Source organism: Candidatus Latescibacter sp. (assembly GCA_030692375.1).
In the GTDB taxonomy this organism is placed as follows: domain Bacteria; phylum Latescibacterota; class Latescibacteria; order Latescibacterales; family Latescibacteraceae; genus JAUYCD01.
In genome coordinates this window covers 1-14,837 of record JAUYCD010000153.1, presented here as the reverse complement: position 1 = coordinate 14,837, position 14,837 = coordinate 1, and the positions used below count along the sequence as shown (strand labels likewise).

Below are 14,837 nucleotides of genomic sequence, written 5' to 3'. Positions count from 1 at the left end.
CGGCAGCTTTCATGGCTTCCAGTGCGAAATCGGCTGTCTCTCGCCCAATACAGGAGAATATCCCGCCGGTGTTGAACCAGCGCACACCCTGGGCGAAGAATTTGTCCCAGTCGAAATCGCCGGGCTTGAGCGTGGAAGCGGGTGTATGCGCGCGGTAATATTCGGTCACAGACGGGAGAACGCCTCTACCTTTCCAGGTGAAATTAATGCCGTTGTGCAGGGTTCCCTTGCCGTCGGTGGCGAACCTGCCCTTTCCGGAGGGGCTGAACCAGATGAAATTCGAGGTGTCCACCCCGGCCTCTTTCATCTGGCTCTCGATGTTCCGTCCGATGCCGTCATCCACGAGCGCGGTCACCGCCGCAGCCCTCATGCCGAATACATACGCGATGCCCTCGGCCACATTCACCTCTCCGCCGCCATGCCAGATTCGGGCGCTGCGTGCACGGGCGCTCGGCACATCGCCGGGATCGAACCGCATCATCACTTCTCCGAGAGATGCCAGGTCATACTTGGTCTCTGCGACCGGTTTGAATGTAAACGTGCTTGCCATGTTCATCCTCCATGTGTGGTTTTTTATCGTATGATTAGAGCAGAAAATGCAGCGGGAATGACGTTTCTAAATCATGTACAAGATATAAATCGACGGTAAAAAAAGCAAGGGAAGTTGGAGGGAAAAAGAAAGCTTGGGGGAAAATTATATTTACGAATGAAGCAGAACAATAGGCGCTTAGAGCCTAATATGTGACATAGTACATCTACGACCTTGTCTTACGGAAAAGTTCAGCCTCTTGTTTTCACGCGTCGGTTGGAGTGGCTTGTTCACTCTCCGATCTTCTTCTTCAATTCATCCATTCCAAGAGTCAGTGCATCTCTTTCCGCTTCTTTGGCTTCTCTGAGGCAGCGAAGGTCATCATAATCCTGAAGTTCCTCCTGGAGCCTGAGGAATTCGTCATACGGCGATGGTGGCTTCTTCAAAGCCCTCGCCCGCAGCGTTGAGCGCCTCAAGACGATTAAACTCCAGCGCCTCTCGTAGTGTGACTTTCAGTGTCTTCAGCAATTCATCCTTCGTCTGCTCCTGACAATTAACACCAGGCACCTCCTCAATCCATCCGATCCATCAATGGCTGGACCGCTTGATCACTGCTGTGTACCTTTCTTTCATACCTTTACCCCTGGTTCTTGTTCATGAAAAGTGAAATTGCAATAAACCGATTCCGACTATTCTTAATCCGTGTCCAATTGCATATTGGGTATGTGCTTCACTATTTTTTCGATCTCTTCTTGAGAGTAACAATCGCCATAAAGCCTTAGAAATATTCGCGTTCGAAGCTGAGCTTCATTAAGGGAAGGGTTTTCCCGCTTGAGCCCGGCCTCCATGAGCTTTTTCCCCGCATCGAACATGCCGCTTGCCATCCTCAACCGCTCAGCAGGAGTTCGCTGGGCAAACATTTGCATCATTCGCACTTCTACATCTCTTGGCGTATCATTCATATTCTTTCACTTTCCTGAGTAAATCCTCAACGCCAAGAATCTTTGACCTTTTCATCCTTCATCCTTGCCTTTCAATAATGTTCTTCCAGATATTTCCCCGCCGAAAAGGCCGCCAGTGCGCCGTCGCTGGCAGCAGTGATGATCTGGCGGAGCGGGGTGTCGCGCACATCCCCGGCGGCGAATATTCCGGGAACAGAGGTGGCAAGTTCCCTGCCGGTCAGGATGAACCCCTGTTCGTTCAGTTGGAGGAATCCCTTGAACATCCCGGTGTTCGGGATCAGCCCGACATAGAGGAACACTCCGGCAACCGGGAGATGGGATTCTTCACCGGTTTTGACATGACGGAGAGATACGCCTTCCACGAATTCGTTCCCCTTAACCGCGGTCACGATCGATTCGAGCCTGAAGAAAATTTTGGGATGGCTGCGGGCTTTCTCCACCAGGGTATGCACCGCCCGGAATTTGTCACGGCGGTGAATGATGTGCACCTTGGAGGCGAAACGGGTGAGATACAACCCCTCGTCGAGCGCCGAATCCCCGCCTCCGATGACCGCGACTTCCCTGTCACGGTAGAAAGCGCCGTCGCAGGTAGCGCACGTGGAAACGCCTCTTCCGAAGAATTCTTTTTCCCCGGGGATATCGAGGAACCTGGGCCGTACACCGGTAGAGATGATTATAGTCCGGGTAAAAATATCGCCGCCGGTGGTAGAGATACGGAAAGGGGAGTTTTCAAACCGCCCGATGCAGCGCACCTCCGTGGTGAGAATGGAGAGGCCGTATCCCACCGCATGCCTCCGCATGTTCTCCATGAGATCAAAACCGGAGACGCCGTCCGGATAACCGGGAAAATTTTCCACGAACGCGGTAAGAGCCGCCTGGCCGCCGGGAGCAAATTTTTCCAGGAGAACGGTATCCATGTTTGAACGACTGGCGTACATTCCGGCGGTTAGTCCCGCCGCCCCGGCGCCTATGATGACAAGGTCATGTACAGTTCCCATGCATCCCCCTATAATAGTACAGTGAGACGGGCCACCAACTGCTCTTTCGGCAAGGCGCCCACCACCTGATCTTTGATCTGGCCGTTCTTGAAATAGAGGATCGTGGGGATGCTCCGAACATTGTACTTCTGCGCGAGGACATGGTTGTGATCCACATCTACTTTGCAGACCGCCGCTTTGCCCTCATACTCATCCGCAATCTGTTCGAGCAACGGCGCAATCATCCGGCACGGCGGGCACCATGTGGCCCAGAAATCCACGATGACCGGGAGTGAACTATCTATAACCAGCGCCTGGAATGTCTGGTCGGTGACCTCGATCGGTTTAGCCATGATCAACTGTCTCCCTTCACAAAGTAATTTTATGACCTGGCATGATGAACGGAAGCATAAGTTCCATGATCAGCCGGTGATCCAGACTGCTCTTCTTGAGAGACGAATCCGTATCGGCCAGCCGGATGAGGGCGCGGCGTACTTCCTGCCAGCCAAAATTTTTGACCTGTATGCCATACTTATTTGTTTTCCAGAGAAATTCGCTTGCTGTGAGCACCTTCATAGCTTGTCCAGGAGGCGTTCCGGCTTTTATCTGAGCATTGTATTCGGCAATTTTCATGAGGTGAGAAGCGAGAAGAGTAATGTACCATGTTTCCTTGTTCTTCTCCGTTTCCATAAGGTTCGTGAGAACATGAGCCGCTTCGCCAAAATCACCGGCGCCAACCGCGTTGCAGAGGGCATACGTGGTATATCTCCTGAACGTCCCCACAATCTTTTCCACATCCGTTACAGTCACCGGATTTTTGTCCTCGACTGCAACTACAACCTTTTCTATTTCTTTATTCAGTTCGCCAAGAACACTGCCTACATTATTAATCATGAGGGCAATAGCATCCTCAGTGATTTTCTTCCCGCGTTTGGCAAACTGTTTACGAATCCAGTCGGGTAGTTTATTGTCATATATCTGTTTGAATGTTTCCTCACGGTAGCTAACGCTTGAGGGTTTGGGGGAAAGAGAAATTTTTTCTCCTTCAAGAATTACCAGGGTAGTTTCCGGCGTTCTCTGGAGAAGCGCGCATATTTTCTTGCGGATTTCCGGATGGAGATCATCAAAAAACCTAAAAACAATTACCCTTCGTTCAGCCATCATCGGATATGTTTGAAGAAGTGAAGAGAATCTGCCTACTCCGTTATCCCTCTTGGAATCCTCATTATCACCCCACAAGTCCTCGGACTTGCGGGGACCCCGATTTTTTTTAAAATCCTCCGGCCACAGGCTGTCATAATTGAAATCACGGGTCGCCTTGTCCACCGTTTCTTCGATCAGCGCAGAGAGCCTCTCCAGTCGCTGAAATTCCTCCCCGGCCAGAACAATTACCCGTACTTCACGAAGAATTTCTGTTCCGTTCATCAATGTCCTCAAATTCAGCGTCTTCGATTTTTCCCGAATATACCCGGTCACTCGTTCCCGGGTGGTCGTCTTGCGGCGGTACTTCCTGACGGCCGGCCCGTTCGGCCTGCATCCGGCGATACCATCTTACCACAACTGAGATGATCCACCAGAGAAGAATGAGCTTCAATAAACTTATCAACGAGTTTTACCTCTAATCGTATTGTTCAGATCCTGAAACGAGTTCAGGATGACACGTGTCATGCCGAACTTGTTTCGGCATCTATTCAATAAGTAAACTAATCTCAAAATCGAAAGAATGCAACGATTGTTGAAACAAAATCATATTTTCAGACGTTTGAGTGAAGAATTAGTGGCAAAATAATATTGCATGATTGTAGTAATTAACGGTATATTCATCTTGAATGACTCAGGGATTCAGCGAGCTGCGTTCTTTTGTGCGAAGGGAGATTTTTTTTGACCGAGGGGAAAATAAATAAAATTGTTGCTGCCGGTGTTTTTATTGTCACTTTCTGTATTTACCTCAAAACAGTAGCCCCCACCATCTCTTTCTGGGACTGCGGGGAATTCATCACCTGTTCATTTATTATGGGCACTCCCCATCCACCCGGATCTCCCCTGCTTTCCCTCATAGGGAAAGTGATGTCCCTCATTCCCTTCTATGATTTTAGAGGGACGGGATTTTCTGAAATTGCTTACCGGATCAATCTCATCGATGTGCTCCTCGGCGCATTGACCGCCATGCTTGCCTACCTCATCATGGTAAGGCTCATCCGGAAATTCAAACCTTCCTCCGGGAACAGGTTTGAAACCGCCATTGTCCTGTTCAGCGCGGCGGTTACCGCATTCCTGACAGCTTTTGCCGATGAGTTCTGGAACAATGCCATCGAAACCGAAACCTACATGCCTTCTCTGTTCATCTCCATGCTGGCGGTCTGGCTCACTCTGGGCTGGGATGAGCGTAAGAAAGATCCGGGGGCGCTTAAGTATCTGTTCCTCGCAGCGTATATCATAGGGTTGGGAAACGGTATCCATCCCATTTCGCTTCTGATAGTTCCGACAATCTTCCTCCTCGTTCTCTTTGGACGGCCGGACTGGTTTGCGAGCATGAAACTCTGGATATACTTCGGGCTTTTTCTGTTCGCTTTCGCCGTTATCGAGTTTTTTGGAGGATACGAGATATCCTATCTGTTCATCGCCGTTTTCGCTCTGGCGTCGCCTATAGTACTCTATAAATTGTATCAAAAGAGCAGGGAACTTTGGAAACTGACACTCATAGGCATGATTCTTTGCAGCTCGTTGTATGTCATCGGGTATTCGGTCTATCCCACCGTTATGGTCCGCGCCTCCAAACATGCCGCCATCAATGAGGGCGATCCACAAACCTGGGAACGGTACAAGAACTATCTCGACCGTGAACAGTACGGCCAGGGAACCATGTCGGGAATGATTTCCACCATCCCTGCACGGAAAGCCGAATTCAATTACCAGTTCGGCTACATGTATCTCCGATACCTGCTTCAGCAGTTTCCCCAATGGGGACCGACAATAACTGTAAATTTCCATAACAACCGCTCTGCAGATACTCCGAGCGAAGTTAATCTGAATAGCCCTGTACCGCTTTCGGTGCTCCTTTTTTCGCTTCTTCTGTACGGGCTCTATACCCATATCCGGGTGGACGTGCGAAGGTTTTTGCCGCTATTCACCTTTTTTATTGCCACATCGATCGGACTGGTGCTTTACTTGAACATGGACAATCCCCAGGTGCGGGAACGCGGTTATTTCTTTCTTTGCTCCTATTATACCATCATGTTCTGGATAGGGTTCGGAATATACGGAGTCATCACCGATATCCGGGAGTGGATGGAAGCCAAAAAGCTGAACCGGGCGATTGCGCCGGTGACAGTGGGTCTGTTCATCGTGTTCGGAACGCTTGCCCCGGCGGCGGCCCTTTCAAACCATATCGATCCCCGTTTCTCCAATTACCAGGTGCATGACCGTGCAGACGACTGGACGCCGTGGGATTACGCCTATAATATTCTCGTTTCCTGCGACAAGGATGCGATACTCTTCACCAACGGCGACAACGATACATTCCCGCTCTGGTATCTCCAGGAAGTTAAAGGGTTCCGGAAAGACATCCGCCTCATCAATCTCAGCCTCCTCAACACGGACTGGTACATCCTTCAGCTTAAAAACGAGGGGAGGAACATCGGGCCTCAGTACTCTTCCGGATTGAGCGTCCCGATGAAATATGACGATCAGTTTATCGAGAAGGTGCTGACCGGCCATAACGAGGAGTCAATCCTCAGACGGGTCTGGCCGGTGGAGGGAAAAGAAGTGGAATCTGCGGGAATCAAATGGAATCTTGTCACCCCGCAGAAAATTGAATCCCAGGATGGACCTGTCGCCATTCTCCGCGTGCAGGATGAAATGGTCAAAAGCATCATCGACTGGGTGAACTGGAAGCGCCCCATATATTTTGCGGTGACCGTAGCACGTGAGAACATGATCGGACTGGATGGGCACCTGACAATGGAAGGCATGGTGTACAAACTTGTACAAGCCACCGCGCGGCCCGGTGAGATGATGGTGAATATTCCTGTATTGGATAACAATGTATTCAATAAATACAAGTACCGCGGCCTCTCCGATCCCAACAACTATATTCCGCCGAACACGCTCCATCTGGTTACCAACTATTTCATCGGTTTTGCTCAGCTTGCAGAGAGGTATGCCTCGATCGGCGATTCGGCGAACGCGCTTCGTGCGGCCAAAGGCGCCCTTTCCAAGACCTCGAATGATTTGGGAAAGAGAGTGCTCCTCTATCAGGTCCTGGCTTCCGTAAACCTGGACAAAGAGATCAAAAATTACATCGCCAAGGAAATGGCCTCGCCTCTATTTTCCAGGAGCGGAATGGATGACAGGCTCCATGTCTATGCTCTCCTGGACCGCACCGGGGAACGTGAAAAAGCCTACGCTCTGGTCCAGACGGAGCAAAACAGGGCGACTGATGATGTATCCAGGACAGAAGTCTGGAAAACCTATGCCACTATCCTCTATTCGAGCGGATTCTATTCCGGCGCTCTCGCCTGCCTGGACAAGATTCTCACTATTACTCCCAACGATAAGTCGGTTCAGGAATCACGGGATCTTCTCTCCAAGCAGTTTATGAACCAAATGCCGAAGTAAGTGCCTTAGTGCCTGAGTGCCTAAGTGCCTGAGTGCTCAATCATGGTAATCCTTAAATCCCATGAATCATGGTTCAGACAATTTTCAGTACCTAAAAGCTGGTGGAAATGGAAAACGTACTCTATTATGGCGACAACCTGGATGTTCTGAGACAGCACATCGACTCCGAGTCCGTTGACCTCGTGTATCTTGACCCTCCTTTCAAGAGCAACCAGAATTACAATATCCTTTTCAAGGAACAGGACGGGAGCCGGGCCGCTTCGCAGATACTTGCGTTTGAAGATACTTGGACATGGAATCAGGAGGATGAAGTAGTCTTTGCCGACCTGGTTACCGCCGGCGGGCGTGTTGCCGACGTCATGCAGGCTTTCCGCACATTCCTCGGCCCCTGCGACATGCTCGCCTATCTCGTCATGATGGCCCCCAGACTTATCGAATTGCGGCGTGTTCTGAAATCTACGGGGAGCATTTACCTCCACTGCGACCCGACAGCGAGTCATTACCTGAAGTTGCTCATGGATGCGGTGTTTGGGGCGAGAAATTATAAAAATGAAATTATTTGGCGGCGGACTGGAGCACATAACAAGATACATAGGTATGGTCCTGTCCATGATGTGATCCTTTTCTATTCGAAAACTGATACTTTTACATGGACATACCCCAAACGTCCTTATATGAAAGGGCATGTTGAAGAACATTTCGTCAAAGACGACCAAGGTTACAGAACTAATTACTATGGGAACGTACTGACAGGTGCGGGTCTGCGTGGGGGTGAATCCGGTAAGCCGTGGAGAGGTTTTGACCCATCTTCAAAAGGAAGGCACTGGGCTATTCCTGGCGCACTACTGCAAGATATTGGCGAAAACATGTCGGAGTTATCGCAACACCAGAAGTTAGACCGATTCTATGAACTTGGCTACATTAAGATTGTTCTTGGGCAAGCTTGGCCAATTTACGAAAGGCGCTTAGGAAAGGATGAGGGGCAAGCCGTTTCAGACATATGGGCTTATCAACCCTACACCAACGGTACGGTTTTTGGAAATAATGAAGGGATTGACGAAGATGTACGCTGGCTTTCTACAAAAGATCAAGAACGCCTCGGCTACCCCACTCAGAAACCTGAAGCCCTCCTGGAACGAATAATCAAGGCATCATCGAATGAAGGCGACATTGTCCTTGACCCTTTCTGCGGTTGTGGAACCACGATTGCTGTCGCCCAGAAACTTGGTAGGCGATGGATAGGCATTGATATAACGCACCTTGCTATAACGCTGATGAAATCCCGGCTGTTGGAAGCCTTTAGCGGCATGGCTCACTATAAAGTTTTGGGGGAGCCGGTTTCTGTTCCTGATGCAGCGGAGCTGGCCGCGTCGGATCCGTACCAATTCCAGTGGTGGGCGCTTGGCCTCGTGGGGGCGCGTCCGGTGGAGCAGAAGAAGGGCGCGGACAAGGGCATAGACGGAAAAATCATCTTCCAGGCCGAAGAGACCGGGAAATTTGATACGGTCATTCTTTCTGTAAAAGCCGGGCACACGAATGTTGCCCATGTCCGGGATTTGCGCGGTGTAGTGGAACGGGAGAAAGCCGCAATAGGCGTTCTGATTTCTATGGAAGAACACTCCGGCCCGATGAAGAACGAAGCCGTCACCGCCGGATTCTATGAATCATCATCCTGGGGCAGAAAGTACCCGAAGATTCAACTTTTCACCATCGCCGAATTGCTCGCCGGGAAACAGATAGACATGCCCCCGATACGCCAGGTCGGGATGACATTCAAAAAAGCACCGAAGGCAGTCTCACCGAAGGCGGAGAATTTGAAACTGGAGTTTTAGCCCCAATACAGTTCATTTAACCACGAAAATCACGAAAATCACGAAATTTGCTTTTTGATAAAATCATTTTTTGTGCCTTTCGTGTGGTTCGTGGTTTAATAATCTTGTACTTTTTCGTTAAAGTGAACATTTTTGGTTTTAGCCCGGAATATTCATAAACACGAAAAGTGATATTTCATGCTCTCATGAACTCACCCCATAATCCCCTTGCAAGCAATAGAGGGGAAGAACCCTCTTTGCCTCATAACAAATGGCATGAGAAAGGCCACAGGGGTTTCCCCCTCTATTATTTATAAGAGAGGGGGTCAGGGGGTGAGTTTATAAGATAATTAATAACAATAAGATAGTATCACAAAAATGTGTTTGTTCATAATCCGGTTAAAAAATTCATGAATAGATCGGGTTAGGAAGATAAACCATCATAAAAAAATTATTTTCCATGGCATTTCTTGTATTTCTTCCCGCTTCCGCAAGGGCATAGATCATTTCTCCCGACCTTGGTAATTTGGCGGAGAGGTTTCTTCTCTACAAAGTCTATTGTGCTTAAAGACGGCATTCGAAAAGAAAATAAAGTCTTCCCATTCAAATTAGTTATTGCAAAATCGCCTTGTGATATTATATCCATTCCTATTAATACATCTTCATCATCACTCAGGATACCCTCAGTGACGCTGACAACTGGTGCAACTACCTTGTTCGGAAGAAAAATACTGACAAGATATACTGAACAATCTTTAGGGCCATTTGCAGTATAGGCTCTGGTCATTCCTATTGGTTTAAGACCACATTCGTTTGCCACCTTTTGAGTAATAACAGAACCGGTGGCGCCGGTATCCCATATTGCAGTATATTGATGTGCCCCGCAATCATTCAAATTCACAGGGCGAGGATTACCACTAAGCGGAGAGGCAATATGAACTGGTGTCTTCAGAATACGAGCAAGGCCATCATGTTCGACAGTGAAAGCGTGCGATTTTACATCTGCCATCATAGGCCCTTATGCGAAAGCAACTCTTGAATGAAATGTTTGTGTAAAGCTGTTTTCATCAGGAGCGCATTTTTGGACGAGAAAAGTTCCCATTTCCTCAGTTTTAGAAGTCTCTAAAACAGCTTCCAGTTCAGTATCATATTGTCCGATAACCTGTTGATTCTTGATAACAATCACTTTACCGTTATACTTTTTAACAAGCTCATCCCTGTTCGCTAGAAAATAATCGAACTCGATTGCCAGCGGATTCACCATTGTAATCACCTTCCATCTCATTGTTGAATGTGTCTATGATAGGACAACATACAGGTTATTAATATAATGCCTTTTAAAAAATATGTTTCATTTTTTTTCATTCAAAAAGCGCCGAAGACATCCTTATCGAAGGCGTAGAATATGAAACTGTTTCCTGAAGACAGCCTATGATCGTATGTATTCATCATGGTAATCCTTTAATCCCATGAATCATGGTTCAGACCAATTCTCGTTTAATCATTCAAATTCAGCTTATTTCCTACCCCGCATGTTATGTCTAAATCAAAATATAATAACGCATGTTATGTTTGTCAAGAATAAAATTACACTTGTATCCATTTTTCTGTATTTTTTTATGTGTTTGTTGCTTCATCTCTCGTAATGCCTTATATTTTTATGGCTGCTTTGTCACTCAGGCACTTAGGCACTTAGGCACTCAGGCACTCAGGCACTCAGGCACTTTTTTTGGACTTTGGACTTTGGACTTTGGACTTTAGACTTTCTTTGCACAAAGCGGCGGCAGTCTTCGTTTTTCTTTCGATGCTGGTCGTCTATCTTTTGACCGTATCGCCGACCGTCTCTTTCTGGGACTCCGGAGAGTTCATCACAACCTCTGCGATCATGGGCATTCCCCATCCGCCGGGGTCGCCGCTCATGTCGCTCGTCGGGCGGGTCATGTCGATTATTCCTTTCCCTGACCTGCGTACAATGAAAATCGGGGGGAAGGCCTACGGCGTGAACCTCATCAATGTTTTCTCAGGCGCTTTTTCCGCCATGCTGATGTATCTCATCACGGCGAACCTGATTGCCCGTATGGCTCCGTTCACCGGAAGGCTTCCTCGTGACCTCATCATCATATTCAGCGCCCTTGCTGCGGCGTTTACCGCCGGATTTTCCCATCAGTTCTGGGTTAATTCGGTGGAAATTGAAACGTACATGCCGAGTCTTTTGCTTTCACTCCTGGCGGTCTTTTTGACTCTGGGGTGGAGCGAGAGAAAAGACCGTCCAGGAGCGGTTCGTTACCTTTTCCTGGCGGCATACCTGGTGGGTCTTGGCAACGGGGTACACCTCACCACGCTCCTCGCGGCGCCAGCCATAATGTTGATCGTCATTACATCAAAGCCGGAATGGTTTGCGAACTGGCGGTTCTGGACAGCGGCGGGAGCGGTGGTTGTCTGTCTCATGGCAGTCAAGATCGCGGCGGGTAGGCCGATACTATACCTGCTCATGGCGCTCCTTGCGCTTGCAGGACCGTTCATCGCCTGGCGGATTACAGCCCCCTTCCTGTTCGGACATCCTTCCCCCGTTCCGGGGGCAGGAATAATCCCCCCTGCCCCCCTTATTAAGGGGGGAAAAAACACTCATAGAGGCACACAACGCTTGTGGCATATTCTCCCCTTAATAAGGGGAGATGGCGAAGCCAGAGGGGATTTTGGAAAGGGACCGAGGGATAGGGGGCTTTACGTGATGCTCCTCTGTCTTTCCTTCTTTGTCATCGGCTATTCTGTCTACCCGACAGTGATGGTGAGAGCCGCAAAGAAACCCGCGATCAACGAAGGAAACCCAAACACCTGGGAACGTTACCGTTCCTACCTTGAGCGCGAGCAGTACGCCCAGGGAAACATGTACCTCGGGATGTTCACCCGCAACGCCGACCCCGGATACCAGTTCAATTTCATGTACGTCCGCTATCTCCTCCAGCAATTCCCGAAGTGGGGGCCTTCCATCCCGGTCACTTTCACCAACCACCTTTCGGCGGATTATCCGGGCCGGGACGTTCCGGTGGAAGAAAAGGCGTTTGTACCGATAGCGATCTGGCTCCTCATTCTGTTCGGTATCGCGTTCCATTCACGGAGGGATGTGAAAAATTTCAGCGCCCTTTGGCTCTATTTCCTCCTGACCTCGGCCGGACTCGTACTCTACCTCAACATGCAGAATCCACAAGCCCGTGAGCGCGACTACTTTTTCCTGGGATCATATATGATGGTCATGATCTGGCTCGGCATCGGGATATTCGGCATACTGCATTGGGTGCAGGAGCGGCTGGAACATGGAAGGTTAAGGCGGTTTGCCGTACCTTCGCTGGTAATCCTTGTCCTGGGGATTGGCACTCTCGTTCCTGCGGCGGCGCTGTCCAACCACCTGGATCCCGCCTGGTCGAACTATAAACTCCATGACCGTTCCTGGAACTGGATTCCAAAGGACTATGCGGTCAACATCCTCCAGACCTGCGCTAAGAATGCCATCCTGTTCACCAGCGGTGACAACGATACCTATCCGCTCTGGTATGCCCGTGAGGTGGAAGGAATCCGCCGCGATGTACGGGTGGTGAATCTCAGCCTGCTCAACGCTCCCTGGTATATCAAACAGCTCCGTGATGAGGATGAGAAGATTCCCATCACATTCACAGATGATTACATCGATAACAGCCTTGCCGGAAACACCCTGCAATCCCAGCAGACCAGGCTCTGGGACCCCGAGCCGAAAGAGGTGACCCTGGCGGGAATGACCTGGAACATGCCTCCCGATGCGGTAGGCGCCCTGCCCGACGGCAAGAAAGCAGGGATCCTCTCCGTATCGAGCATCATGGTAGCGCACATCATCAAAACGGTGAACTGGAGCCGCCCCATCTATTTCGCGGTATCTGTTAATCCTGATCTCATGATCGGCCTTGGCGAGCACATGTCGATGGAGGGCATGGTGTTTCGGTTGGTGAAAGAGCGGGCTCTCGACAACGAATACTTGGTCAACGCCCCCGTTGTGGAGAAGAATCTATTCTCACTGTACTCCTTCCGTGGTATTGCCGACCCAGGCCTCTACAAGCCGGAGGATACCCGTAAGCTTCTTCACAATTATTTTATCGCGTTCGCCCGTCTGAGCGAACAGTATTCAAAGGACGGCCGTAATGAAGACGCAATACGGGTGGCGCGGGAATCATTCCGCATCTGCGCTCCCGATTCCGAGATACGGATGCTTCTCTACACGATACTCCGCGACCGTGGCATTATGGATGAATTCAACCGGATGATCGATGAAGAGGTGAAACATCTTCCGCTTGACAACGCACAGGAATCGGTAGCGGCCGGAATTAATTTTATTAAATTCTCCCTGCCTGAAGCGGCGGTGCCTATCCTGAAAGCGGTTACGGGCCGTTATCGGAACGATCCGGATTCCTGGAGAGCATACACTGCGGCGCTGTTCCAGGCCGGAATGTACAAAGAGGCGCTTGACGCCGCCGGGAATATTCTCCGGATATCGCCCGGCGACAGCCAGGCGCTGGAAACCCGTCAGGTGATCGAACAAAAAATGAAGTCTGAAAAAAATTAATCCCCCCTCCCCCCTTGTTAAGGGGGGAAAAACACCGATAGAGGCACACAACGCTTGTGGCATATTCTCCCCTTAATAAGGGGAGATGGCAAAGCCAGAGGGGATTTTCCTTTTTTTAAGAGGTCTCATGTTCCAAAATCTCCTGAGAATTTTTACATCGAAGCCAGCAAGAGGGGCCGTCTCTGCCGGGCTTCTTATCTTTATTCTCTACAAATTCGGCGCCGGTCAAATTCTGAACAACATTCTATCGGCGGACCCGATTTTCTTTGCTTCCGCTGTTCTGGTTTTCATCGTGAGCGGAATCGCCGGAGCGAAACAGTGGGGAATTCTCCTGGGATTTCACGGAATTCACCTTGGATTTCGCGGCACAGTCAGCCGATATTTCATGGGCCTTTTTTTTAACTATGTCCTGCCGGGAGTTATCGGCGGCGATATCATCCGGGTATACCAGGCGGCCAAAGCCTCGGGGAAAACCACTTCGGCTTTTTCGTCCACCCTGGCCGACCGTGTGATGGGTCTTTTGATCCTGGTGCTTTTCAGCCTGTGCGGATTCCTGTTTCTGCCAAGCGGCCCTTCCATGGAAGCCCTGCCGGTCGCGGTTTTCATGTTCCTGCTCCTGTGCGGGTTTATCGGGCTGTTCGCACTGAAACCGGCGGGCAGGATCATGAGCCGGGCGTTTGGACGGTTCCTTCCCGGGGAAATTCGACTGAAGCTCTCCGCAGTTTATCACGAGATGCACCAACTGACCCGTGCGCCTTCAATCCTTCTCGCTATTTTGGGAACTTCGATATTCATTCAGCTCACCCGGATCGGGGTGCATTTCCTCTGCGGGCGAGCGGTAGGAATCGAACTGGGATTCATGTATTTCGCGCTCTTTGTTCCGCTTATGGAAATAACCGCCAGCATTCCCATATCATTGGGCGGGGTGGGAGTGCGGGAGATGATGGCCGTGATTCTTTTCTCCACAGTCGGGGTGAGTCAGGCCACTGTCGTTTCCTACACATTTCTGGCGTATTCCTCCGGTTTCATAGGCGCACTGCCGGGAAGTGTCGCATTTATGATGAGTATAAAGAGGGGAAAGAAAGATCCCCCCGGCGCATAGCGCCGACCCCCTTATCGAAGGGGGTAAGATCCTGAAACAAGTTCAGGATGACACGTGTCATGCCGAACTAGTTTCGGCATCTATGCCCCTTTTTTCTCTTGTCTCCCTTAGCAAGGGGGATGTCCGAAGGACAGGGGGATATTTTAACCATGATGATGACTGAAGAGCTGGACCGCCGGGCAACCGAGCTCACGCTGTTTGCAGTCCGTGCAGGCCAGTTGCCCTCACACAAGACCAGTGCCCCCTGA

The 14,837-nt window shown here is 50.0% G+C and carries 15 protein-coding genes; 4 read left to right on the top strand and 11 right to left on the bottom strand.

All coding sequences use genetic code 11. The features are described from left to right. The 8 genes from Q8O92_09385 to Q8O92_09350 form a co-directional block, all read right to left on the bottom strand. On the bottom strand, positions 1-550 hold a 550-nt coding region (locus Q8O92_09385), incomplete at its 3' end, for a PfkB family carbohydrate kinase (GenBank protein MDP2983524.1). 269 nt (positions 551-819) lie between these two features. After that, complete coding sequence (locus Q8O92_09380; GenBank protein MDP2983523.1) at positions 820-1,005, bottom strand: hypothetical protein; 186 nt, start codon at positions 1,003-1,005, stop codon at positions 820-822. Beyond that, on the bottom strand, positions 950-1,114 hold the full coding sequence (locus Q8O92_09375) for a type II toxin-antitoxin system HicB family antitoxin (protein ID MDP2983522.1): 165 nt from the start codon (positions 1,112-1,114) through the stop codon (positions 950-952). The genes Q8O92_09380 and Q8O92_09375 overlap by 56 nt, the downstream gene beginning before the upstream one ends. A gap of 110 nt (positions 1,115-1,224) precedes the next feature. Further along, entirely contained in the window at positions 1,225-1,491 is a 267-nt protein-coding gene (locus Q8O92_09370) for a hypothetical protein (GenBank protein MDP2983521.1), read from the bottom strand. A gap of 71 nt (positions 1,492-1,562) precedes the next feature. Then, positions 1,563-2,489 (bottom strand): thioredoxin-disulfide reductase, encoded by a 927-nt coding sequence (trxB, locus tag Q8O92_09365; GenBank protein MDP2983520.1) that lies wholly within the window; start codon positions 2,487-2,489, stop codon positions 1,563-1,565. Between the two features lie 8 nt (positions 2,490-2,497). Then, the gene (gene trxA, locus Q8O92_09360) at positions 2,498-2,821 is read right to left on the bottom strand and encodes a thioredoxin (protein MDP2983519.1); all 324 of its coding nucleotides are present in this window, start codon (positions 2,819-2,821) and stop codon (positions 2,498-2,500) included. 16 nt (positions 2,822-2,837) lie between these two features. Beyond that, positions 2,838-3,893, bottom strand: a complete 1,056-nt coding sequence (gene holA / locus Q8O92_09355) for a DNA polymerase III subunit delta (protein MDP2983518.1) — start codon at positions 3,891-3,893, stop codon at positions 2,838-2,840. Continuing rightward, positions 3,868-4,074 (bottom strand): hypothetical protein, encoded by a 207-nt coding sequence (locus Q8O92_09350; protein ID MDP2983517.1) that lies wholly within the window; start codon positions 4,072-4,074, stop codon positions 3,868-3,870. Before Q8O92_09350 ends, holA begins: the two co-directional genes overlap by 26 nt. Before the next feature lie 275 nt (positions 4,075-4,349). Between Q8O92_09350 and Q8O92_09345 the strand changes: the two genes are divergently transcribed. Both Q8O92_09345 and Q8O92_09340 read left to right on the top strand, forming a co-directional pair. Continuing rightward, on the top strand, positions 4,350-7,085 hold the full coding sequence (locus tag Q8O92_09345; GenBank protein MDP2983516.1) for a DUF2723 domain-containing protein: 2,736 nt from the start codon (positions 4,350-4,352) through the stop codon (positions 7,083-7,085). A gap of 107 nt (positions 7,086-7,192) precedes the next feature. Further along, positions 7,193-8,917, top strand: coding sequence for a DNA methyltransferase (locus Q8O92_09340; GenBank protein ID MDP2983515.1), 1,725 nt, complete (start codon positions 7,193-7,195; stop codon positions 8,915-8,917). Between the two features lie 430 nt (positions 8,918-9,347). Here the strand turns inward: Q8O92_09340 and Q8O92_09335 are convergent, their stop codons facing one another. After that, positions 9,348-9,908 carry an SEC-C metal-binding domain-containing protein gene (locus Q8O92_09335; GenBank protein ID MDP2983514.1) on the bottom strand — a complete coding sequence of 187 codons (561 nt, stop codon included), beginning with the start codon at positions 9,906-9,908 and terminating at the stop codon, positions 9,348-9,350. A gap of 6 nt (positions 9,909-9,914) precedes the next feature. Then, positions 9,915-10,160: a hypothetical protein gene (locus Q8O92_09330; protein MDP2983513.1), complete on the bottom strand. Its 246-nt coding sequence runs from the start codon at positions 10,158-10,160 to the stop codon at positions 9,915-9,917. 486 nt (positions 10,161-10,646) lie between these two features. Here Q8O92_09330 and Q8O92_09325 point away from each other — a divergent pair, with 486 nt between their 5' ends. Together Q8O92_09325 and Q8O92_09320 are read left to right on the top strand one after the other, a co-directional pair. Further along, positions 10,647-13,487, top strand: a complete 2,841-nt coding sequence (locus Q8O92_09325; protein MDP2983512.1) for a DUF2723 domain-containing protein — start codon at positions 10,647-10,649, stop codon at positions 13,485-13,487. A gap of 127 nt (positions 13,488-13,614) precedes the next feature. After that, positions 13,615-14,589, top strand: a complete 975-nt coding sequence (locus Q8O92_09320; protein MDP2983511.1) for a lysylphosphatidylglycerol synthase transmembrane domain-containing protein — start codon at positions 13,615-13,617, stop codon at positions 14,587-14,589. A gap of 67 nt (positions 14,590-14,656) precedes the next feature. On the opposite strand, the gene Q8O92_09315 is transcribed toward Q8O92_09320, so the two are convergent. Then, on the bottom strand, positions 14,657-14,837 hold a 181-nt coding region (locus Q8O92_09315), incomplete at its 5' end, for a hypothetical protein (GenBank protein ID MDP2983510.1).